Source organism: Aliamphritea ceti, from assembly GCF_024347215.1.
Classification (GTDB): domain Bacteria; phylum Pseudomonadota; class Gammaproteobacteria; order Pseudomonadales; family Balneatricaceae; genus Amphritea; species Amphritea ceti.
In genome coordinates, this window is sequence record NZ_AP025282.1 from 3631774 (window position 1) to 3654767 (window position 22994).

The 22994-nt window shown below is 47.7% G+C and carries 20 protein-coding genes; 7 read left to right on the forward strand and 13 right to left on the reverse strand.

From position 1 onward, the window contains the following. Positions 1-335: 335 nt before the first annotated feature. From OCU49_RS16640 to lipA, 3 genes are all read left to right on the forward strand, one after another. Positions 336-1694, forward strand: a complete 1359-nt coding sequence (locus OCU49_RS16640; RefSeq protein WP_261841679.1) for an alanine/glycine:cation symporter family protein — start codon at positions 336-338, stop codon at positions 1692-1694. A 265-nt stretch (positions 1695-1959) separates the two neighbouring features. Beyond that, entirely contained in the window at positions 1960-3075 is a 1116-nt protein-coding gene (gene gcvT, locus OCU49_RS16645) for a glycine cleavage system aminomethyltransferase GcvT (RefSeq protein WP_261841680.1), read from the forward strand. 165 nt (positions 3076-3240) lie between these two features. Then, positions 3241-4263 (forward strand): lipoyl synthase, encoded by a 1023-nt coding sequence (lipA, locus tag OCU49_RS16650; RefSeq protein ID WP_261841681.1) that lies wholly within the window; start codon positions 3241-3243, stop codon positions 4261-4263. Positions 4264-4349: 86 nt separating this feature from the next. Here the strand turns inward: lipA and alr are convergent, their stop codons facing one another. The 3 genes from alr to OCU49_RS16665 all read right to left on the reverse strand — a co-directional run bounded on the left by alr (position 4350) and on the right by OCU49_RS16665 (position 7371). Continuing rightward, entirely contained in the window at positions 4350-5435 is a 1086-nt protein-coding gene (alr, locus tag OCU49_RS16655; RefSeq protein WP_261841682.1) for an alanine racemase, read from the reverse strand. Between the two features lie 148 nt (positions 5436-5583). Further along, positions 5584-5970, reverse strand: coding sequence for a RidA family protein (locus OCU49_RS16660; RefSeq protein WP_261841683.1), 387 nt, complete (start codon positions 5968-5970; stop codon positions 5584-5586). A gap of 141 nt (positions 5971-6111) precedes the next feature. Continuing rightward, positions 6112-7371, reverse strand: a complete 1260-nt coding sequence (locus OCU49_RS16665; protein ID WP_261841684.1) for a D-amino acid dehydrogenase — start codon at positions 7369-7371, stop codon at positions 6112-6114. Between the two features lie 300 nt (positions 7372-7671). On the opposite strand from OCU49_RS16665, the gene OCU49_RS16670 reads away from it, so the two are divergent. After that, on the forward strand, positions 7672-8175 hold the full coding sequence (locus OCU49_RS16670; protein ID WP_261841685.1) for an Lrp/AsnC ligand binding domain-containing protein: 504 nt from the start codon (positions 7672-7674) through the stop codon (positions 8173-8175). Between the two features lie 20 nt (positions 8176-8195). Continuing rightward, complete coding sequence (dsdA, locus tag OCU49_RS16675; protein WP_261841686.1) at positions 8196-9509, forward strand: D-serine ammonia-lyase; 1314 nt, start codon at positions 8196-8198, stop codon at positions 9507-9509. A 165-nt stretch (positions 9510-9674) separates the two neighbouring features. Here the strand turns inward: dsdA and OCU49_RS16680 are convergent, their stop codons facing one another. From OCU49_RS16680 to OCU49_RS16690, 3 genes are all read right to left on the reverse strand, one after another. Beyond that, positions 9675-10658 (reverse strand): NADPH:quinone reductase, encoded by a 984-nt coding sequence (locus OCU49_RS16680; protein ID WP_261841687.1) that lies wholly within the window; start codon positions 10656-10658, stop codon positions 9675-9677. Between the two features lie 41 nt (positions 10659-10699). Then, the gene (locus OCU49_RS16685; protein ID WP_261841688.1) at positions 10700-11470 is read right to left on the reverse strand and encodes an SDR family NAD(P)-dependent oxidoreductase; all 771 of its coding nucleotides are present in this window, start codon (positions 11468-11470) and stop codon (positions 10700-10702) included. A gap of 156 nt (positions 11471-11626) precedes the next feature. Next, positions 11627-12409, reverse strand: coding sequence for a sulfite exporter TauE/SafE family protein (locus tag OCU49_RS16690; protein ID WP_261841689.1), 783 nt, complete (start codon positions 12407-12409; stop codon positions 11627-11629). 291 nt (positions 12410-12700) lie between these two features. Between OCU49_RS16690 and aptA the strand changes: the two genes are divergently transcribed. Continuing rightward, entirely contained in the window at positions 12701-14017 is a 1317-nt protein-coding gene (gene aptA / locus OCU49_RS16695; RefSeq protein WP_261841690.1) for an omega-aminotransferase AptA, read from the forward strand. Positions 14018-14252: 235 nt separating this feature from the next. Here the strand turns inward: aptA and OCU49_RS16700 are convergent, their stop codons facing one another. Further along, positions 14253-14825, reverse strand: a complete 573-nt coding sequence (locus tag OCU49_RS16700) for a helix-turn-helix domain-containing protein (protein ID WP_261841691.1) — start codon at positions 14823-14825, stop codon at positions 14253-14255. A 256-nt stretch (positions 14826-15081) separates the two neighbouring features. On the opposite strand from OCU49_RS16700, the gene OCU49_RS16705 reads away from it, so the two are divergent. Next, the gene (locus OCU49_RS16705; protein ID WP_261841692.1) at positions 15082-17139 is read left to right on the forward strand and encodes a molybdopterin-containing oxidoreductase family protein; all 2058 of its coding nucleotides are present in this window, start codon (positions 15082-15084) and stop codon (positions 17137-17139) included. Between the two features lie 119 nt (positions 17140-17258). Here OCU49_RS16705 and OCU49_RS16710 read toward each other — a convergent pair whose 3' ends face one another. The 6 genes from OCU49_RS16710 to OCU49_RS16735 form a co-directional block, all read right to left on the reverse strand. After that, positions 17259-17948, reverse strand: a complete 690-nt coding sequence (locus OCU49_RS16710) for a pseudouridine synthase (protein WP_261841693.1) — start codon at positions 17946-17948, stop codon at positions 17259-17261. A 368-nt stretch (positions 17949-18316) separates the two neighbouring features. Further along, complete coding sequence (locus OCU49_RS16715; RefSeq protein WP_261841694.1) at positions 18317-19009, reverse strand: M24 family metallopeptidase; 693 nt, start codon at positions 19007-19009, stop codon at positions 18317-18319. Positions 19010-19122: 113 nt separating this feature from the next. Then, positions 19123-19566 (reverse strand): BLUF domain-containing protein, encoded by a 444-nt coding sequence (locus OCU49_RS16720; RefSeq protein WP_261841695.1) that lies wholly within the window; start codon positions 19564-19566, stop codon positions 19123-19125. A gap of 153 nt (positions 19567-19719) precedes the next feature. Further along, on the reverse strand, positions 19720-20538 hold the full coding sequence (locus OCU49_RS16725; RefSeq protein ID WP_261841696.1) for an ABC transporter permease subunit: 819 nt from the start codon (positions 20536-20538) through the stop codon (positions 19720-19722). Position 20539: 1 nt separating this feature from the next. Next, positions 20540-21502 (reverse strand): ABC transporter permease subunit, encoded by a 963-nt coding sequence (locus OCU49_RS16730; RefSeq protein ID WP_261841498.1) that lies wholly within the window; start codon positions 21500-21502, stop codon positions 20540-20542. Continuing rightward, a complete protein-coding gene (locus tag OCU49_RS16735) occupies positions 21499-22668 on the reverse strand; it encodes an ABC transporter ATP-binding protein (RefSeq protein ID WP_261841697.1) in 1170 nt (389 codons plus the stop codon). The genes OCU49_RS16730 and OCU49_RS16735 overlap by 4 nt, the downstream gene beginning before the upstream one ends. Between the last annotated feature and the right edge of the window lie 326 nt (positions 22669-22994).

Sequence of the window (22994 nt, forward strand, 5' to 3'; positions counted from 1 at the left end):
TTAGGAAACATGCACCATTTCGGGTCGCTATTTAGTTTTTTTAAATCCCCTACTACTACTTTAGTCCCTTGTTATTAAAGTAAATTCGCTGGACAAGACTTGCCTAAAGTAGACAAACAACAGGATTTCCAGCATTTTTGGTTGGAAAAATATTTCCTTGTGGTGTATCTTGTTTCCTATTGGAAATTAATTTTCTATTTTTGCTAAAAAGTTTTCTAGGAGAATCATCCTCTCAGAAATCGACTAAGCTTTGACTGGAAATGATTTTCAAAACCTTCAACCCGTCCAGGGGTAGTCGGTTAACAACAACAATAAAACCTTCTGGAGTCTCCTTTATGGAAACGTTAACTTCGATTATTGGTGGGATTAATAGCATCGTTTGGGGTCCAATGATGCTGGTCTTGATCTTAGGTGTCGGCTTATTCCTTATGTTAGGTTTACGTCTGATGCCAATCCTCAAACTTGGTACTGGTTTCAGCCTTCTTTGGAAAGGCCGTAGCAGTGAAGAGGGTGAAGAGAAAGAGGGCGAGATCTCTCCATTTCAGGCGCTGATGACTGCGCTTTCTGCGACTGTAGGTACTGGTAACATTGCCGGTGTAGCTACAGCGGTATTTCTGGGTGGTCCTGGCGCCCTGTTCTGGATGTGGTGTACTGCTCTGGTAGGTATGGCTACTAAGTACTCTGAGGCTGTTCTTGCGGTTAAATACCGTGAAGTCGACGAAGAAGGCAACCATGTTGGTGGCCCGATGTACTACATCAAAAACGGTCTGGGTTCTAAGTGGACCTGGCTGGGTACTACCTTCGCAATTTTTGCTGCGGTAGCTGCTTTCGGTATCGGTAACACTGTACAGTCAAACTCTGTTGCAGACGTTATTCACGCTAACTTTAGCATTCCTACCTGGGTAACAGGTGTAGTGCTGATGGTTCTGGTTGGTCTGGTACTGATCGGTGGTATCAAGCGTATCGGTAACGTTGCCGGTTCTCTGGTACCTATCATGGCTATTGCTTACCTTGCTGCTGGTCTGGTTGTACTGGGTATTAACTCTGAAGCAATCCCTGCTGCTCTGGACATGGTATTCACTCATGCATTCACCGGTACTGCTGCTGAAGGTGGTTTCGCAGGTGCTGCTGTCTGGATGGCTATCCGTTTTGGTGTTGCTCGTGGTGTATTCTCTAACGAAGCTGGCCTGGGTTCTGCGCCTATCGCTCACGCGGCGGCACAAACTAAGAGTCCTGTTCGTCAGGGTCTGGTAGCAATGCTGGGTACATTCATTGATACACTGATCATTTGTTCTATCACTGGTCTGGTAATCATTACTTCCGGTGAGTGGACGTCTGGTGTATCCGGTGCAGCGCTGACATCTGCGGCATTCGCAAGTGCTCTGCCTGGCCTGGGTAACTACCTGATCGCAATCTCTCTGGCTATCTTTGCCTTCACAACTATCATCGGCTGGTCTTTCTACGGTGAACGTTCTATCGAATACTTGTTCGGTGTGAAAGCAGTTAAGCCTTACCGTGTTGCATGGATCCTGGCAGTACCAGTTGGTGCGATTGTTAGCCTGGACTTCATCTGGCTGGTAGCTGATACGCTGAACGCTATGATGGCAATTCCTAACTTGATCGCTCTGGCGCTGTTAAGCCCAATCGTATTCAAGTTGACTCGGGAATACTTTGCTAACAAAGAAAACAGCTAATCTGTACCCGATCAGGTAACTGCGGTTACCTGATCCTCTCAGCCTTACCTTTGACCTGAGCTAAGGCTGATTTATGGAAAATACATTAAGCTTGATCCGGTATTGATTAGTCTCGTATTAAACAATTCCGTACTAAATAGTCCTGTACTAAATAGTGTATTTCCCATAAATCTGAATAAACCGCGGTCGGTTAACTGACTGACCGCAGTCTTTGTACAACCGCATGGCCCTGCCACTGGCAGCTATGCATCTATCGGAGATAGCAATGTCTGAACTGCACAAAACAGCTTTGTATGACCTGCACCTGGAACTGGGCGCGAAAATGGTACCTTTCGCGGGTTATGATATGCCTGTTCAGTACCCATTAGGCGTGAAAAAAGAACACCTGCACTGTCGTGACAACGCAGGCCTGTTTGATGTTTCTCACATGGGTCAGGTAAAGCTGATTGGTGAAAACGCAGCAGCTGTACTGGAAAAGCTGGTTCCTGTAGACATTATTGATCTGCCGGTTGGCAAACAGCGTTATGCGTTGTTCACCAACGAAGAAGGCGGCATCATGGACGACCTGATGGTTGCTAACTATGGCGACCACCTGTATGTCGTTGTTAACGCTGCATGTAAAGAGCAAGACATCGCTCACATGGAAGCACACCTGACAGACGGTGTAACACTGGAAGTAATGGAAAACCGTTCTCTGGTTGCCCTGCAAGGCCTGAAAGCCGCTGAAGCTCTGGCGCGCATCTGCCCTGAAGTAAACGACCTGGTATTCATGGATTCCCGTGCACTGACTATCGATGGCGTTGACTGCCTGATCAGCCGTTCCGGTTACACCGGTGAAGACGGCTACGAAATTTCTATTCCTAGTGACCAGGCTGAAGCTCTGGTACGTCGCATTCTGGCAGAGCCAGAAGTTGAGCCAATTGGCTTGGGCGCACGTGACTCACTGCGTCTGGAATCAGGTCTGTGCCTGTACGGCCACGATCTGGATCAGACTACTACTCCTGTTGAAGGCAGCCTGTTATGGGCAATCAGCAAGTGTCGCCGTGCAGACGGTGAGCGTGCTGGCGGTTTCCCTGGCGCCGACATCATCTTTGAACAAATCGCAACCAAGAACATCAGCCGCAAGCGCGTTGGCATGATTGCTCAGGGTAAAGCTCCAATCCGTGAAGGTGCTGAAATCACCGATGCTGAAGGTAACAAAATCGGCGTTGTGACCAGCGGTACTTTCGGACCAACGGTAGGCGTACCAATTACTATGGGTTATGTCGCAACTGCGCACGCAGCTATCGGCACCGAAGTATATGCTAGCGTCCGCGGTAAAGCTTTACCAATGGTGGTGTCCAAAGCACCATTCATCGAACAACGCTACTATCGCGGTTAACAGTCTCACCGGGGTCACACTCGGTGAGATTATGCACTTCCGAAGCAAATGCCTTAGTCTCTAAGGCATATTTTAAGAGCCTCGTGAGCGAGCTTGCCTCTCAGCTACGCCTGCAATACCCTGGCTCTCTTTTTTTTCTGTTTTAACTCTGCATAGGTAACCGCTATGGATCTTATTCCCGTTACGGAATTAGCGCCGCTGAAAGACTTAAAAGGCGAATCCAAAATGTCCCGGCTGAAGATCAAACCTGATCCGACCCGCGAGCGTTTGCGCAAACCCAAATGGATTCGTATTGATGCGAACTCCAACGCCAATGTTAAAAAGGTTAAAAAGCAGCTTCGTGACCTGAAATTGCATACCGTGTGTGAAGAAGCCTCCTGCCCTAACCTGGCTGAATGTTTCAGCCATAAAACTGCAACCCTGATGATTATGGGTGCTATCTGCACCCGTCGCTGTCCGTTCTGTGACGTTGCTCACGGCAAGCCAATGCTGCTTGACCCTGAAGAGCCAAAACACGTTGCTGAAACGATCAACAAGCTTGGTCTGCGTTATGTGGTTATCACATCCGTAGACCGGGATGATTTGAAAGACGGCGGTTCAGGCCATTTTGCAGAATGTGTTAAAGAAGCAAGAGCGCTTAACCCTAATCTCAAAGTTGAGATTCTGGTACCTGACTTCCGTGGCCGTATGGCCATCGCCCTGGATAACCTGGGCACTCAGGTACCGGACGTTCTCAACCATAACCTGGAAACCGTACCACGGCTGTATAAGCAGGTACGTCCAGGCGCTGATTACCAGTGGTCACTGGATCTGCTGAAGCAATTTAAAGACCGTCATCCTCAGGTCGATACCAAATCCGGCCTGATGGTTGGTCTAGGTGAAACCAAGGAAGAAATCCTTCAGGTAATGCGGGATTTACGCAGCCATAACGTTGATATGATCACTATTGGTCAATACCTGCAGCCAACTAAGCACCACCTGGCCGTCGAACGTTATGTAACACCTGAAGAGTTTAAGGAATATGAAGTTCTGGGTTATGAGCTGGGCTTCAAGAATGTTGCCAGCGGCCCAATGGTTCGCTCCTCTTACCATGCAGATATGCAGGCTAAGAATCTGGATAGCGAATCTGACAACCAAGCCGATAGCCAAGCTGATAGTCAAGCTACTGAACTGGCTAAAGAAGCCTGATCAGCAATCACAACTGACTCTGCTACCAGTAGAGAACAGATACAAAAAAAGGAGCTGTTAGCTCCTTTTTTATTATCTACAGCAATTTACTTATTGATATATTCTTTGTGAACACGGCGTTGAATACCGGTAAACAAAGTATAAGGAATAGTATTACAGTAACCGGCAATTTCAGCAGCCTTCAGGTTCTTACCCCAAAACTCTACTTCAGTACCAACATCCGCACCTTCAATACCCGTCAGATCAATCGCCAGCATATCCATAGATACACGGCCAATAATCCGTGAACGCTGACCATTTACCAGTACCGGTGTGCCAGTTCCGGCATAACGCGGGTAACCATCAGCATATCCCAATGCAACAGTACCAACACGGGCAACACCTTCTTCAGGCGTCCAGGTACCGCTATAACCAACGGTTTGGCCTGGCTGAACATCCCGCACTGCAATTACTTCTGAAACAAGTGTCATGGCCGGAATCAGTTTGTCAGCATTTTCCTGCGACTGTTCAAAAGGTGTCGCGCCGTACAACATCAGACCCGGGCGTAACCAGTCACGGCGGGCATCGCCCCATTCCAGAATACCGGCAGAGTTAGCCACACTGGATGGCGCATCAATACCCTGAGTATGAGCGTCAAAGATTTCCAACTGCTGAGTCGTCATTGCATCGCTTGGATCATCTGCACTGGCAAAGTGGCTCATCAGAATGACATCAGATACGTTATCCAGTTCTGTCAGTCGCTTATATGCCAACTGATAATCTGCAGGTGCAACACCTAAGCGATGCATACCAGAATCCATCTTCAACCAGACTTTTACCGGCTGACTCAGCTTCGCTTCTGCCAGCACATCAATCTGCTGCAGGCTGTGAATCGCAGTCCACATACCATTGGCGCTGATGTAATCCAGTTCACTGGATTCAAAGAAACCTTCCAGCAACAATACTGGCTTGCTGATGCCAGCTTCCACCAGCTCAACACCTTCTTCAATACAGGCGACACCGAAAGCATCCGCTTCGCTTTCCAAAGCTTTAGCTACTTCAACAGCACCGTGACCGTAAGCATTCGCTTTAATGATTGCAGCAGCATTACTGCCTGGGCTTAAGGAGCGAGCCAGACTAAAGTTATGCCGGATGGCATCCAGGTCTACACGAATTTTGGCAGCACGACTCATATGTTCTTATTACCTTAAATCAGCCAGATTCCCACACTTGTCAGCAGGAGTCTGATATAAAAAACCGGCCTGAAGAAGGCCGGTTTATCACTTGTTCATCAGCAGAACGAAGTAACACTCGTTCCGCTATACAGAAAGCTCTGCGAAATTAACCAACCACCATGATTGCTTCAACTTCGATATCCACATCTTTTGGCAGTGCTTTAACCGCGTAAGCAGCACGTGCTGGATATGGCTCAGAGAAGTAACGCATCATCACTTCGTTCACCTGTGCAAAGTTAGCCAGGTCACTCAGCAGGATAGTCAGTTTTACGATATCAGCCATAGAACCACCGGCTTCTTCAGTAATAGCTTTCATGTTTTCGAATACCTGAACGGCCTGCGCTTCGAAAGCCATGTCTTCAACTTGCATCGTTTCCGGGTTCAGAGGAATCTGACCAGAAATGTAAACAGTGTTGTCGACTTTAACTGCCTGAGAGTAAGGACCGATAGCAGAAGGTGCTTTTTCAGTCGAAATGATAGTTTTAGTAGGCATTTTACTGCTCCTTAAATTTATTTTTTCAGGCCTGATATAACAAATCAGACCAGCACAGAATCTTTTGAGAAGCTGGATTATAGCGGCTAAGAACCGCATCGCACAGGGAATAATCTGTCCCTGCGCGACTTCTCAACCCGCTTACTTATGACCGTAACGGGCAACAGACATGCCTTCCGGATCAATATCTGTATCTTTGCCGCAAATAACGTCTGCAACAAACTTGCCCGAGCCCAGAGACATGGTCCAGCCAAGCGTACCGTGACCGGTATTCAGGTACAGGTTCGGGTAACGGGTGCCACCCAGAATTGGCGTGCCGTCTGGCGTCATTGGACGCAGACCAGTCCAGAATTCTGCTTTAGAAACATCACCACCGCCCGGGAAAAGATCAGACACCGTGTGTTCAACATTACGGCGACGCTTTTCCATCAACTCAGTGTTGTAGGAAGTGATCTCAGCAGTACCACCTACACGAATACGGTCTTCAAAACGGGTAACCGCAACTTTGTACGTTTCATCCATAATCGTAGAAACCGGTGCTTTGGTTTCATCAATGATTGGCAGCGTCAGCGAGTAACCTTTGATCGGATAAACCGGTACAACCACGCCAACATTCGCCAAATGCAGAGTTGAGTAGCTACCCATACACATCAGATAACGGTCAGCAGTCAAAGTACCCTTGCTGGTTTTAACGCCAACAATTTGATTATCATCGCTAAGCAAACCATCTATGTCTGTATCGAACATGAATTTAACGCCCAGCTTTTTACATTCTTCCGCCAGCGCATTGGTAAACTTGAAGCAGTCGCCGGTTTCATCACCTGGCAGACGTAAACCACCTACTAGCTTTTCCTTCACCTGAGCCAGAGCTGGCTCACGGTTAACACAGCCATCGCTGTCCAGTAACTCATAGTCAACACCGCACTCTTCAAGAACAGCAATATCCTTGGCCGCTGCATCAACCTGTTTCTGAGTACGGAACAGCTGCAGAGTACCGCCGGTACGCTGCTCGTAATCGATATTCATTTCAGCACGTATATCCCGGAAGCAGTCACGGCTATATTCAGCCAGACGCATCATGCGTGCTTTGTTTACGTGGTAAGAGCTCTGATTGCAGTTTGCCAACATCTTGGTCATCCACTTCAGAGTATTGGCATTTACTTTAGGATTGATCATCAGTGGTGCAAGGTCCTGCATCATCCACTTGATCGCTTTCAACGGCACACCCGGTGCAGCCCATGGCGCAGAATAACCCGGTGAAATCTGGCCAGCGTTACCAAAACTTGTTTCCATTGCCGGCGCACCCTGCCGGTCAACTACAGTCACTTCATGACCTTCTTTGGCTAAATACCATGCGCTGGTGACGCCAATAACGCCACTGCCTAGAATAACAATCTGCATTGCACTACCTATTTATATTTTTATAATTTATTGGAGTCTTCACACGGGTAAACAGACACTGGTATCCATCTTTAAGGAACCTTTCCGATTCACAGGAATCCACCTGTAAGATCGGTTAAACTATCCGCTCCGGCTATGATTAATAGCCACTGCAACCCGCCCGAGTCTCTCGACTTCCGAAGCAAAAAATTTGCTAACAAACTTTTCAGCTAGTATATTGCAGCTTTCGTAGTTTATTATTTTGTAATACGCGAAATTTCAGGTTTATAACCCCTCAGAATTTAAAAAGTAGAAAATCTTATGGCTCTGACTAAAAACCATCTCAAACGCAAGCTGGATAAAATTGACCTGAATATCCTTAACACCCTGCAAAAAAATGGCCGGATCAGCTATGTCGATCTGGCTGATACCGTAGGTCTGAGTACCACGCCATGCATGGAACGGGTTAAGCGTTTAGAGAAAGATGGTTTGATTCAGGGCTACTACGCCCGCATTGATCCTCAGGCAATGGGGTTCGGAATGTTGGTATTTGTTGAGATATCTCTGTCTTATCAGTCGCCGGACGCTTTCCAGAAATTTAACCAGGCAGTTGCCACCCTGCCATATGTTCAGGAATGCCATCTGGTATCCGGTGATGCTGACTTCCTCATCAAGGCACGTATTGCCGACATGTCTGAATACCGGGCATTACTGGGTGAAATGTTACTGACTCTGCCTGGCGTGAAAAACTCCAAAAGCTACATCGTAATGGAAGAAGTTAAAGAAACACTTTCATTACCTATCAGCCCGAATCATCCGCGCTAACAGATATAAGAAGACAAACAATGAACCAGTCAGATATCACTGCCGGGCAAATTCGCCAGGGCGCTCCTTTCCTGTGGGTAAATCCTGAGCGTCAGACTGACTTTGATCCTGACCTGCCTCTTAACATTCAACATATCCGTGATGCTGATAATCGTCTCCGTCGTTTCGGTCCATTGCTGACACAGCTCTTTCCTGAGCTAAGTGATGCTGGCGGGTTGATAGAATCCCAGTTACATCCTGTCCCGACCTTACAAGCTGAGGTATACCCAAACCTGTCAGGACAACTATTGATTAAAGGCGATCATGCTTTACCCGTTGCCGGTTCAATAAAAGCCCGCGGCGGCATATATGAAGTCCTTTGTCACAGTGAAGCACTGGCACTGCAACACGGTATACTCCACGATACGAATGATGATTATCTCAAGTTGACATCTGAACCGGCTAAAGTGTTATTCAGCCAGTACGAAGTCGCTGTGAGCAGTACCGGAAATCTGGGCCTGAGCATTGGCATAATCAGCGCGGCTCTCGGCTTTAAAGCCACAGTGCACATGTCAGTTGAAGCTAAAGAGTGGAAGAAAACTCGCCTGCGAAATCGTGGTGTAAAAGTCATTGAACACAAAGATGATTACAGTGCGGCAGTTACGGCCGGTCGCGCCGAATCAGACGCAAACCCAAATAGCTATTTTGTCGATGATGAAAATTCCCAGCAATTGTTTACTGGCTATGCGGTTGCCGCGCTACGTTTGCAACAACAACTCAGTGATGCAGATATTAAAGTGGATGCCGAGCATCCTTTGTTTGTTTATCTGCCATGTGGAGTTGGCGGAGCCCCTGGTGGCATTGCCTACGGCTTACGTCTGATTCTTGGTCAGCACGTACACTGCTTCTTTGCTGAACCAGTAGAAGCGCCCTGTGTATTAGTTGGCATGCAAGCAGAAAGAAGTGCGGAAATCGAAAGCGTATATGACTTCGGTTTAAAAGTTGCCACTGAAGCAGACGGCCTGGCAGTCAGTAAAGCATCTCCATGGGTATGTTCACTTATGCGTACTCTGTTGGATGGCGTGTTCACTGTCGATGACGATCGCCTGTTCGAATATCTCTATCAGCTTCAACAGCATGAAAGCATCTCCATTGAACCTTCTGCCGCAGCAGGCTTTACAGGCCCAGACATTCTTACTGCAACAGAAGATGGCAAAGCCTACCTGCTTGCCAATCAACTCAGTGATAAGCTCGATAACAGCACTCACCTGCTATGGACCACCGGTGGTTTATTTGTCCCTGAAGAAGAGATGTTTAAATTTAGCGCTAAAGGCAAACAGTTACTTAATCTGTAAAGCTGCCTGGATAAACGCCTGAAAACCAGCCTGTAAAATAAACAAAAAACGGCAATCAGAATCGTATCTGTTTGCCGTTTTTTAGTCTTTAAATTAAGAGTTAGAGTTAAGCGTTAAAGTAACCTGCGTGGTTATTTAATCAATCACCTCATACATATCCGATACTCAGATATTGATAACCACACAGCCTTCTGAGCCACCCGCTTCAATATGCTCACTCGCAGCTGCGATATCATCTAATGCGTACTCCCCGGCAATCCGGTGCTTCAACTGATCATTGCTGAGTGCCTGAGTAATGGCTTCAATTGCTGCCTGCTTTGCTGTTTCCGGCATCGCGTAAACGATCACCATACGTATCGTCAGATCCATAAACATCATCTGCTTAAATGGTAATACTGGCTCAGGCACGACCGTAGAAGAATAAGTAGCAATCACAGCACTTGTGCGCAGTAAATCTAAAGCAGCAGGCAAATTAGCACCAAATTCCACATCCACTAAGCGATCAACTTTGCGGCCTTCAGTAAACGCCAACACCTGCTCTGAAAAATCTTCCGCACGGTGGTCGACAACAAAGTCTGCGCCTGCTTCGAGGCAATATTGTTCACTTTGCGGATTACTCGCCGTGGCAATCACGGTCGCACCCGCCAACTTCGCCCACTGAATAGCATAATAACCTACTCGACCAGCTCCACCGGTAATCAGTATAAGCTGCCCCTCTATCGGGCCGTCTGCAAATACACAACGATGTGCAGTCATCACAGGAATACCCAGACAGGCTCCTACAGCAAAAGACGTGGTCTCAGGTAACACCACTGCCCGCGCAGCATCAATCGCCAGGTATTCTGCAGCGGTTCCGTGCAAACGCCCATACTGTGCCTGATAAACCCATACACGTTCTCCTATCCTGGAGGCAGAAACACCCGCACCCACCGCAGTAATGACGCCAGCACCATCACTATTAGGAATAACCGCACCGGTATCTAACAGATTAGGAAAAGCTCCCTGGCGTTTTTTAGTATCAGAAGGATTTAGCCCTGAGCAGTGTAACTGCACCAGAACTTCACCGGCAGCAGGTGCCGGCATTGCACACTCGCCAATCTGTAAAACTTCATTTGCTTTACCAAACCGTTCAAACCATGCCGCTCGCATAACTCATTCCTCAAACTAACTATTATATGGCAGGTCAGTACTCAGCCCCCAGCCATCAGACCACCATCAACGATCAGGGTTTGTCCGGTAATATAATGCCCTGCTACACATAAATAAAATATAGCCTCGGCATAATCCTGCGGCTCGCCAATACGTTGAAGCGGCAACTTCAGAGCCGCTTCTTCCGCTTCCGCCTCATCCCAGCTGCAATCCCATCCGGACATTTTCACCCATCCTGGCGCGATAGCATTCACCCGGATATCAGGCCCTAAGCCTTTGGCCAATTCGCGGGTCATCGTCACCAGCCCCCCCTTGCAGGATGCGTAGGTAGTACTACTGCCCCCACCACCAAATGCAGCCGTCGAAGCAACATTCACGACAGCGCCTCCATCCCGTGACAAATAAGGTTGCGCAGCACGAATACAACGGAAAGGCCCGACCAGATTAACCCCTAATAACTGCTGCCAGAAAGCATCATCCTGCCGCTCCAGATCTGCAGCAGATATACTGTTACGGGTCCCGGGGGTTGCGGCGTTATTCACTAAAATATGCAAGCCACCAAGCACATCCACTGCTTCAGCCACCATACGATCAACATCAGCGGTATTGCTCATATCTGCAGGAGCAGCATAAACATGCAATCCCTCAGCCTGCAAACGGGAAACTTCTTCATCCAGCTTTACGCTACCGGGTAAATCATTAATAGCTACCCGGGCACCATTACGGGCCAGCATCTCAGCAGTCGCCAGACCAATACCCGAAGCCCCTCCGGTTACCAGTGCGCACTTGTGTTGCAGATCGGCAGAAATCATAGTGCAACGCTCCCATTGTTATAAACACAAAAGTTATTAACGGTGAAGAATACTGATTACTTTCTTAATGCCTCGCTGTATAGACTTTTCACACGAGATGTCGGTTTCGAACAATTCACCTGCATTTATCACCACAAACTTATTAAGATAATCACCTCAAATAACGATGTACAATCCCAGTAAAAACAGCGCGGTAAACAAAGCTTTCTTAAACATCTCAGGTGATAATTTCTGACGAATTCGCTGACCAATATACATTCCCAGCAGTGCCGGTAGCAGACCTGCCAAAGACATAACACCCTGTTCTGCTGCAAATAAGCCGTTACCCTGTAGTGCAATGGCCAAGCCTAAAGTCGACAAGCTAAATAACATACCCATCGCCTGCATTAACTCATCCCTGGAAAGGTTAAGCGCCTGCAGATACATCACACCCGGTACAGTAAATGAACCCGTCATTCCAGTTAAGACCCCATTGACGCTACCTACAACTACAGCTATCCAGGAATGCCAACCAGATGGCGCTTTACTAATATCCAAACGCACCCCCGCGAACCCCGTAATCCCGTAAACTATCAACAAAGCCCCCAGCAAACGTGTCAGGTAACTGAAGTCGATATAGAGCAAGGCTTGCCCTCCCAACCAAACCATCAAAGTAGCAGGCAGCATAAAAGGCCAGACTTGTAACCAGATTCGCCTGGTCTGGCCTGACTTTCTTTCACTTCCACCTTCTCCCTGGCCAGTACTCAGCGCCTGCCAGATATTCGTCACAAAAGAAGGCACCAGTAACAGCACCATTGCCGTCGGCAAATCGAAGACCAGCAACAGCAACGCCAGACTAATAGTGGGCAATCCCAGTCCAACAATCCCCTTCACCGTGCCGGCAAATAAAAATACCAGCAGGATGATAGCCAACGTTTGTGGTTCAGCCGACAGGCTCATACTCTCTCCTACTTAAATCACTGGCCAATACCAGTACCTATTTATAGCCGCTAAACTTTGAAACCTACTTTTATACATACTCAAATGATAGTAACCCGGCTTAGTGAAGTATCAAAACCTATACAAATCTGTCACTTAATCAACTAACACACTATCCCGATAAATTATTTTTTTTGCCTCTGACACAAGCTTCCTAAGACGCCGCAATCACTCACTAAGGGTATATATAGTCAGACCACGTGGCCCGATAATGACAGGCATATTGTTCTCTATTACTTAAAAGGTTGCCCTATGACCGCTCTCAACATGGATGCCTTCTGGATGCCTTTCACGGCAAACAAAGACTTCAAACAACAGCCTCGCCTGCTGGACCGTGCAGAAGGCAATTATTACTTCAATGAACAACAGGAACCTATTCTGGATGCCACCGCCGGTTTGTGGTGTGTTAACGCCGGTCATGGCCGGCATCAGATAGCAGATGCCGTCAGCCGACAACTGCGCAGCCTGGACTATGCATCACCTTTCAATTTTGGCCACAGTATTGGATTCGAATTTGCTAATCGTCTGGTGCAATACACGCCGGCCCCACTAAACAAAGTATTCTTCACAAACTCCGGTTCAGAAGCCGTTGAGTCTGCACTAAAAATTGCCCTGCAATATCAGCAATCCAGAGGTAAGAGCGGTAAGTTCAAACTGATTGGCCGGGAAATGGCCTATCACGGTGTCAATTTTGGCGGTATTTCAGTTGGCGGCCTGACTCCGAACCGCACCGGGTTTGGTCCTCTACTGGAAACAGATCACCTGCCACACACGCTGGATATCGATAAAAACGCCTTTACCCGTGGTTTACCTGCAGAAGATCTGAGCAAAGCCGATGCTCTGGAAGCCCTGATTAACTTCCATAACGCCGACACAATTGCTGCTGTCATTATCGAGCCTATTAGTGGTGCAGGTGGCGTTATCATGCCACCGGAAGGTTATTTACAGCGAATTCGGGACATCTGCACTAAACACGATATTCTGCTGATCTTCGATGAAGTAATTACCGGCTGGGGCCGATTAGGTTCTGCTTTTGCTGCAACTGAATTCGGTGTAACGCCGGATATGATCACTTCAGCTAAAGGCATCACTAACGGTGTTATGCCTCTGGGAGCGGTATTTGTCAGTGATCATATACATGACCAGATTGTTGATAATGCAGCGCCGGGAGCGATTGAGTTCTATCACGGCTATACCTACTCAGCCCACCCGGTTGCCTGCGCTGCCGGTTTAGCTACTTTAGATATCTACGAAGAAGAACAACTGTTAACGCGTGCCAGTGGCAGCATTGGGGAATATTTTGCTGAAGCATTACATAGTCTTAAAGACGCACCAAAAGTCATTGATATCCGAAATTACGGTTTAGTCGGTGCTGTTCAGTTTGATGCTAGTGTCGCTGCAAACGGCCCCATTGGTCTGGACTTCCAGAAAAACTGCTTCAAGCGCGGCGTGATGGTCAGAACCATGGGGAACATCGTTGCTTTCTCGCCACCACTGACAATAGAGCCAGAGCAAATTGATCAGCTGGTGAAGGTATTACGTGAAGTAGCTGAAGACATGTTTGGCTAGCGATAAAGACCTGGCGGCAAAATCCAAGCCGTGCAGCATGAACAAGCACATGAAAACGGGGTGAGAGCCACCCGCATCTGGATATGATTATCACGTAACTTTGCGCTTACGCATATCCAGTTTTTTCCGGGCTTTAGGGTGATCCCCTGTAAGCCCGTTTTTTTTGCCTAAGCGATATTCCGACAACTCACTGGCCGGCAAACACCAGAAATAAATCCAGAAGCAAAAATCTGAACTATGAAATTCCAGGCTGATGCGATTTAGGCGGTAAAGGTACATTCACCACACACAGTTCGCATTCAGTATCTCCCGTATTTCGGAAACGGTGCGGACGGCTACTGTCAAAACAAAAACCATCCCCTTCATTCAATTCGTACACCTGAAAACCTACTGTAAGCTCAATACAGCCACTGACAATTACCCCGGTTTTTTCACCGCCTGCCTGTAACATTTCAGAACCACTGTCGGCCCCCGGCGCAAAACGTTCGCGGGTAAAATCAGCCAACCGCTGAATAATTCCAGCCCCGACCAACTTACGACTCCAGCCCGCCGTTCCTACTTCTGGCATACTCTCTGCAGAAAATACCGCCAGATCTGGCTGAATGTTTTCCAGATCCAATGTAAAAAAATCACCAATAGAAATTGGAATGCCACTGAGAACTTTCTTCAGTGAACTGACAGATGGACTGACACCATTTTTCTCAATCATTGAAATGGTGCTGTTGGTTACACCGACCCGCTTGGCCAGTTCCCGCTGGGAAATCCCCTTTAACTTACGAATCGCTTTTAACCGTTCACCAACATCCACAGCTTTTCCCCGGTAACTACCTGTTTAATCGGATATTACCGGAGTGTAGCTCATACTTACACAGCTACAGTCCTGCTTATAAGCTACATTTTAAAAGCTACTGCATAGCGTCACCGGAAAGCATCTTTTAAAGCACCAAGAATAAAAAATAAATGGGTCCTTTTTTCTCTAACAAAGTGGACCTTATGAGGTATCCATTTTGCAAGTAAAGTAAAACCATAAGGAACCTGCCACAACAATAAATACGGATCGCCAAATGACCAGCCCAACACAGAGCAGCACACCTCACATACAGGAAAAACTCAGCGTTTGTCCGCTGGACTGTCCTGATACCTGTAGCCTGAAAGTGACCGTCACTGACAACGAAATCACTAAAATCCGTGGTTCACATGTAAACCCGTTAACTGAAGGCAGCATCTGTACCAAAGTTGCCCGTTATTATCCTGACTTCGTTCACGGCCCAAAACGTTTACGCCACCCTCTTTTACGTACAGGTCCACGGGGCAGCGAACAATATCAGCAAATCAGTTGGGACGATGCACTGCAGCGTGTACATCAGGGGCTGGATAACGCCATTAAGACCTATGGCCCGGAAAGTGTCATGCCACTTAATTACGGCGGCCCGCATGGCAAACTCGCCGGTGGCTCAATGGATGTCAGATTCTTCGAGCGGCTTGGTGCCACTCAGCTAAACCGCGCGCCATTGTGTGGTGGTGTACGTTCACTTGCATACCGTTCAATGTATGGCAGTACTGCACCAGGTTTACCGCCTCAGCAGGCAGAATTTGCCGACCTTATTCTGATCTGGGGCTGTAATGTCAGCGTCGCCAATCTGCACTTTATGCGCACCATCAAACGGGCCCGGGCGAAAGGTGCAAAACTGGTCGTCATCGACCCGCACAAAACCCAGGTCGCCCGGCAGGCAGATTTGTTCCTGCAAGTAACGCCCGGCAGCGATGTGAGTCTCGCTTTATATCTGACAGCACAGCTGGCAGCTAAAGGCTGTGTCGATAAGAAGGCTCTGGATGAGTACTGTACAGGCCTGCACACTTATCTGGAACATGCAGCCAGTTACGCTGATACAGATATTCAGTCGACTTGCGGTGTCTCTGCTGACGACGCTGAGCAGCTCATAGAATTACTCGAACAGGCGAACAGCATTACCCTGAACGTCGGTGTTGGTCTGGAACGAACCCGTAACGGCGGCGCAGCTTGCCGAGCGGCTTACAGCTTCCCACTGTTATTTGGCACCCCCGGTGCTGTCGGTAACGGTGTAATCGGTAGCTACGGGTCAATATTCCCAAGTAACGACCAACTAACCGACAGTGGATACCGCTCCAGCCATACGCCCCGTGAATTTAATATTATCGAAGTGGCAGATCACCTGCTGGATACCGAAAAAGAAACACCGGTGAAAGCGGTCTTTATCTATAACCACAACCCAATCGCCACACACCCGGACCAGCAAAAACTGATCCGTGCACTAAGTCAGGAAGAACTCTTTATTGTCGGCTGTGATGTCGAAATGAACGACAGCATGAAGTATGCAGATGTTATTCTTCCGGCAGCCACTCACTTCGAACACAACGAAGCTTTTTCAGCCTATGGGCATGGCTATTTACAGCGCGCTGATGCGGTAATCCCTCTCGTAGGAGAAGCACTGCCAAATACGGAAATTTTCCGTAAATTAGCAACAATATTTGGTTTTAAAGACAGCGTTTTTCAGGATCAGGATGAAGACCTGCTGACCCAGGCATTTAAACTGGATAAAGAAACCCACGGAATCAGCAGTATTCACGAATTACCTGTTGATGAAGCACTCTGTTTACAAAACGCGGAATACCGCTGGCTAACCGATGCTGTTCTAACCACACCTAGCGGTAAAGCAGAACTCTATTCAGAAAGCTTACAAGAGGAATACCAGGCGGGTTTGCCCCTATATCAGTCAATCACACAGGATGCACCTTTCCAGCTGATCTCTCCGGCGTCCGATAAACGCACCAATGCAACCTTTGGCGGCAACCCTGCATCTGACGGTTTACAGCTTCTGGAAATTCATCCGCAGGATGCTGAGAAGCTGAATATCAGTGACAATGAAACACTTATTGTAAGTAACAAAAATGGTGAAGTGCAGCTGCAGGCAAAAATCACAGAAGCAGTAGCAATCGGTGTTGTCTGTTGCGACAAAGGCGCATGGTGCCATACCAGCCCTACCGGACTCACTGTAAATGCACTGATCAGTAATACCAGCAAAACAGATATTGGAGACGGTGCTGCTTATTACGATACCTTTGTGGATATTCGTAAGGCGTGATCATTAAGTACGCCCCTTTTATGATTCATTAAATAAAGGGGCTGCTTTCAACTATAAATTCAGTTCATCTTTGCAACTCACTCTGAACCCCTCTTATGCACAAGATTTTACAGACTGAATCACTTAGAAAACGACTGCACCTCACTATCCGTTAAGTAACGCCATTGCCCTACCTCAACGTCAAGTTTTACGTCCCCAATTGCCTCACGGTGTAATGAGATAACACGGTTACCTACAGCAGAAAACATCCGTTTAACCTGATGAAACTTACCTTCTGTTATCGTTAAGATCACCTCTTTAGAATCAACTACCTCTAAAGTGGCTGGTCGTGTTAACTGCTGCTCACCTTGCAGTTTAATTCCTTCTTTAAACCTGTCAGCCATACCTTCTGCGATCGCCTGCGACAAACCAACCCGATATACCTTTTTACATTCCTTCGCCGGCGTTATGATATTAAATGACCATCGCCCATCATCTGTAATTAAGACCATACCCGTTGTGTCGGCATCCAGCCTTCCTGCGATGTGAAGTTCTGAAACCTTATCCACATTCAGATAGTTAAATAACGATGGGTAGGCCTCATCGATATTTGAACAAATTGTTCCCGCTGGCTTATGCATCACGATATAACGAAAACTACGCGCCTTTAGCTTAATGCCATTTAACAGTACTTCATTGTTTTCATGAACCTGAGTTGCCTCGAGGGTGACAACATGACCATTAACAAGAACATCACCAACATGAATTCGGTGAACTGCATCTGATCTCGTTAATTCGGTACTTTTACAAACAAATTTATCTAAACGCATTAAAAGTAATAATCAAAATAATGGCTGATCGATTCAATATAACTATATAAAACAACTACTTATCGTGAGTAATACGGACACATAACACCCAAATAACTGGCTCAATAATTGTTGGCTAAAATTGTGTAATGAAGCGTATCCAACCGGTGTTGTCTGTTGCGACAACAGCGACTGATGCAAACAAGCACTACCCGGCTCACCGTCAATGCGTTGACCAACAGTACCAGTAAAACAGATTTTGGAGACGGTGCAGTCTATCACGACACCTTCGTGGATATTCGTAAAGCATGAGAATTAAGCACCCCCCTTTTTATTCATTAAATAAAGGGAGCTGCTTTCAACCCAAATCGAACTAACAGATACTTTTTCTAAAGCTCAGTAATGCAGCCATTCTGATCGAAGAAGTAAATGTTTTCATGCTTGAATCCCCACTTACCATTAACTTTTCTGATATGAGGTTCAAAAGTAAAAAGATTCACAGCACCAAGCTGATCATGGCATGCAGAGTCGATAAATTTTCTATGATCAGGGTCTGTTTCTATGCTATGCCCAAGATTGCCAAGAAAATCGAGGTTTTCATATCCCAGCTCTCTGATTTTCTGATTACCAAACTCGAACAATTCAGAGAATGTTACTGTTGGAGTAACAAATTCAGACATTATCTGATGAAGCTCTTTTTCAACAGCCTTCCCTTCAGAAAATTCAGCTTTCTTTGGCTGCTCACTGCATATTCCTTCTTCAATATAATAGGACCGGGCACAATCGCCCCACACATCACCTAACATAGGGCTCAGATCAACAGTGACCATATTTGTCATGCCAACCAGCTCATTAGAAGGAGTGTAATCTCTGCCAGAGACTGATAAGCAACTTCTGCTACCAAGTAAAACAAATGCAGGTATACCGTGATACCAGGTATCGGTTATCCCCATGCTAGCCATTAACTCAATAGCTTTATTTGATATTAACTGCTCACTGGATTCCGATGAGATAAATCTACCTAACTGCGCGTGTACTTCCTTAGCTGCGCTCTGAACCTTTTTATATTCATCCAGATTCATATAAATCCCTTTCCCATTGTATATATGTGCGATCGCTTTACTGAGGCGTTATTACAAACGATGCCCGCTTATGGCACTTAGCACTGATAAGCTTAACCAGCAGTCAGCGATCACTACAAGTCCAGAAATGCATCTTTCATTGCGTGAAATTCTAGCAATACCTGATGTGCTAGCTGTCCGTTTGGTCTACCGATGCTAAGCAGTCGTCGCATCCGGCTATCCAGTTGAGCATAATCATCACGGGTACCGCTGCCAAGAATTCGACACCCCATTCGCCAGTTAGCAAATTCCCTCTCTACCAGATGATCATTGGTATAAATGATGTCCATAGCATAGTGCCGCTGATCAGCGCTGATATCTGCAATTATCTGATCAATTGAAGCAGCGGGTCCTTCCAGCACCTGCATAAATACCGGCTTATCAAACAGCAATAAACCCGTGAGCCCCATGTCCTTGTTTTTCTTACGTGACTGCATCAGTAATCCACGTAACTCTTCTTCCTTAAAATCCAGTACTTCATGACTAATATAAGCAAACTGCTTTAACGCTTCGGGCACCTGAAAACTCCTGTTCTGATCTATTGATCAGTGTGACACAAAATGATTCTGTTTCGATAGAATCACGGCCAATAAAAAGCGCCAGTACATTTCTGTACCGGCGCTTTCAATTCTAACTTTACGGCTATTAATCAAAGCCTGTCTGTCAGCACATCAGTCTAAACGGTTCATCATCCGGTTCTGGCGGCGCATCTGCCAGATCGCGCCAACAACACCCAGGGCAACGATACCGATCATGATCGTCGCCAAGGCATTCACTTCCGGCGTAACCCCTAAGCGCACCTTGGAGAAAATCACCATTGGCAGCGTGCTGTTACCCGGACCGGAGACGAAGCTGGCAATAACCAGATCATCCAGCGACAAGGTAAATGACAGTAACCAGCCGGAGATGATCGCCGGTGATATCAGCGGCAATGTCACCAGGAAGAATAGGCTGAAAGGCTTAGCCCCCAGATCCATTGCGGCTTCTTCCAGTGATTCATCCATCGCCGATAAACGCGATTGCACGATGACCGCCACATAGGCCAGACAGAAAGTACTGTGGGCAATAATAATGGTTCCGATGCCTCGGCCGGACGGCCAGCCGAAGGCGCCTTCCATTGCCACAAACAACAGCAACAGTGACAAACCGGTGATCACTTCCGGCATCACCAAAGGTGCGGTGATCCAGCCAGACAGCACCAGTTTGCCCGGAAAACGGCCCATCCGTGACAGCACGAAACCTGCCAGTGTTCCCAACACCACCGCCACACTGGCGCTGATAAAAGCGACCTTTAAGCTCAGCCAGGCAGCGGTCATGATCTGCTCGTTATTGAACAGCGCGCTATACCATTTCAGGGACCAGCCACCCCAGACGGTGACCAGTTTGGATTTGTTAAAGCTGTACACGATCAGCGCAATGATCGGTGCGTACAGGAAGATAAACCCTAATGTCGCGCTGGTATTCAGGAACAGCGATTTACGTTGTTGCATCTTAAAACGCCTCCTTACCAGAGTTGGTATTTCTAATCAGCATGATCGGCAGTACCAGCACGATCAGCATCACGGTTGCCACCGCACTTGCCATTGGCCAGTCCCGGTTGAGGAAAAACTCATCCCAGAGGACTTTACCTATCATCAGGGTGTCGGAGCCGCCTAAGAGGGCCGGAATTACGTACTCACCAACCGCCGGAATAAATACCAATAAACAACCGGCAATGATGCCCGGTATCGCCAGTGGCAAGGTAATCAGGAAGAAGTTCTGCATTGGCCGGCCACCTAGATCCTCAGCGGCTTCCAACAAGGTAATGTCCATCTTTTCCAATGCGGTATAGAGCGGCAAGACCATGAACGGCAGGTAGGTATAGACGATGCCGATGTACACGGCAAAGTCGGTCTGCAGCATAGTTAACGGCTGATCGATAATGCCGAAACTGAGCAGAAACTCGTTGATCAGGCCATTCTTTTTCAGGAAGCCCATCCAGGCATACACCCGCAACAGGAAAGAGGTCCAGAACGGCAGAATCACCAGCGACAGCAGCAAAATCCGTGTGGTGGATTTACTGCGGGCGATCAGATATGCCATTGGAAACGCGACTAATAATGTGAAGAAGGTCGAGACCGCCGCAATCCGGATGGAGCTCAAATAGGCTTCCAGATAGAAGGTGTCTTCAAACAGGTAGATGTAGTTGCCAAGGTTCAGCTTCAGGGTCGCAAACGACTCTTCCGGGTCCCATTCCAGCAATGAACTGTAAGGCGGAATCGAGATTGTCGGCTCCGCTAAGGAAATTTTGAAGACCACTAAAAAGGGTACAAAGAAGAACACCGCCAGCCACAGGCTGGGCAGGGAAATAACCGTCCAGCGACCAATGCTCAAGTGGCGTAAGGTATAGATCAGGCGCCCCAAGCCTGACACCGGCTTCTGGCCGGGAATATTCAGGGAAACCGGGGCGTTCATGAGGTCAGTACCACGCTGCTGTCCGCATCCCAGGACATGTACACCTGATCTTCCCAGGTGAAGCGCTCGCCCATGCTACGGGACAGGTTCGGCTGCGTGATACGGACTTCTTTACCGCTTGGCAGACGGATGCGGAACACCGACATGCTGCCCATGTAGGCAATTTCTTCGATGATGCCGACGATACAGTTAACGTCCTGATCCGGCTTACGGCGGCTGACTTTGATTTTTTCCGGGCGCAGTGCCACGTGTACTTTCTGATTCGGTGAACAGCTGATGCCGTGGTTAACATAGAGTTCGCCACCGGCTTCCTTGGAATGAATGCGCACACTGTCCGGCTCATCTTCAATCACCCGGCCTTCGAACATGTTCACTGAACCGATGAACTCAGCGACAAAGCGGCTGTTCGGGTATTCATAGACATCATGCGGCTCGGCCGTCTGGACGATCTTACCCTGATCCATGACACCGATACGGGTCGACAGGGTCATCGCTTCTTCCTGGTCGTGAGTAACGACCACAAAAGTCACGCCAAGTTTTTCCTGAATATTGATCAGCTCAAACTGCGTCTCTTCACGCAGCTTTTTATCCAGTGCGCCCAGTGGCTCATCCAGCAGTAACAGTTTTGGCTGTTTGATCAGTGAACGGGCCAGTGCGATACGCTGGCGCTGACCACCGGACAATTGATGCGGCTTACGCTTGTTCAGATGGCCCATTTGCACCAGTTCAAGCATCTGAGCGACTCGCTCCCGGACTTCTGCACGGGGAATACCTTCACGCTTCAGGCCAAAGGCAACGTTTTCTTCAACACTCAGGTGGGGGAACAGTGCATACGACTGAAACATCATATTCACCGGGCGCTTCCAGGGCTGAATACCTGCCATATCGACGCCGTCGATGATGATCTTGCCAGACGTGGCTGACTCAAAGCCGGCGAGCATGCGCAACAAGGTACTTTTACCGGAGCCGGAACCGCCTAACAGACAAAAAAGCTCGTTTTTGTAGATATCCAGCGAGATGTTATCGACGGCGGTGAAGTCACCAAACTTCTTGGTAATGTTCTCAATCCGCAGGAATGGCTGAGCGCCGTCCTGTTTCCATAAAGGGATTTCGTCCGGAGAAGATTGCGCCACTGTTGGGCTATCAATCACCTGTGTTTCAGTCATAACCTGCCTCGGATATCAGTATCGAACCTGCTCTCGCCCTTTGCCAGGTAGAGGCAAATCCATTTGTTATTATTCACCCGGTACGGTGCCGGGACACATAGAATTGCTACCACCAGCCGTAAGCACTTGTTTCTTATCTGCTTTGATAATAACAAATTGATCCAGCGTATCTACAGAGGATTAAAGCCCCCTCTGTCGTCAGTCTGCTCACACAGCTAAGGGGTATAAAAACATGATGCCTTAAGTTACCCCGTTCAGCTTTCCTGACGCTATACCTCTCAGTGGGTAGCAGCTAAATGCGCTATTCCGGTGAATAGTTCTACCAG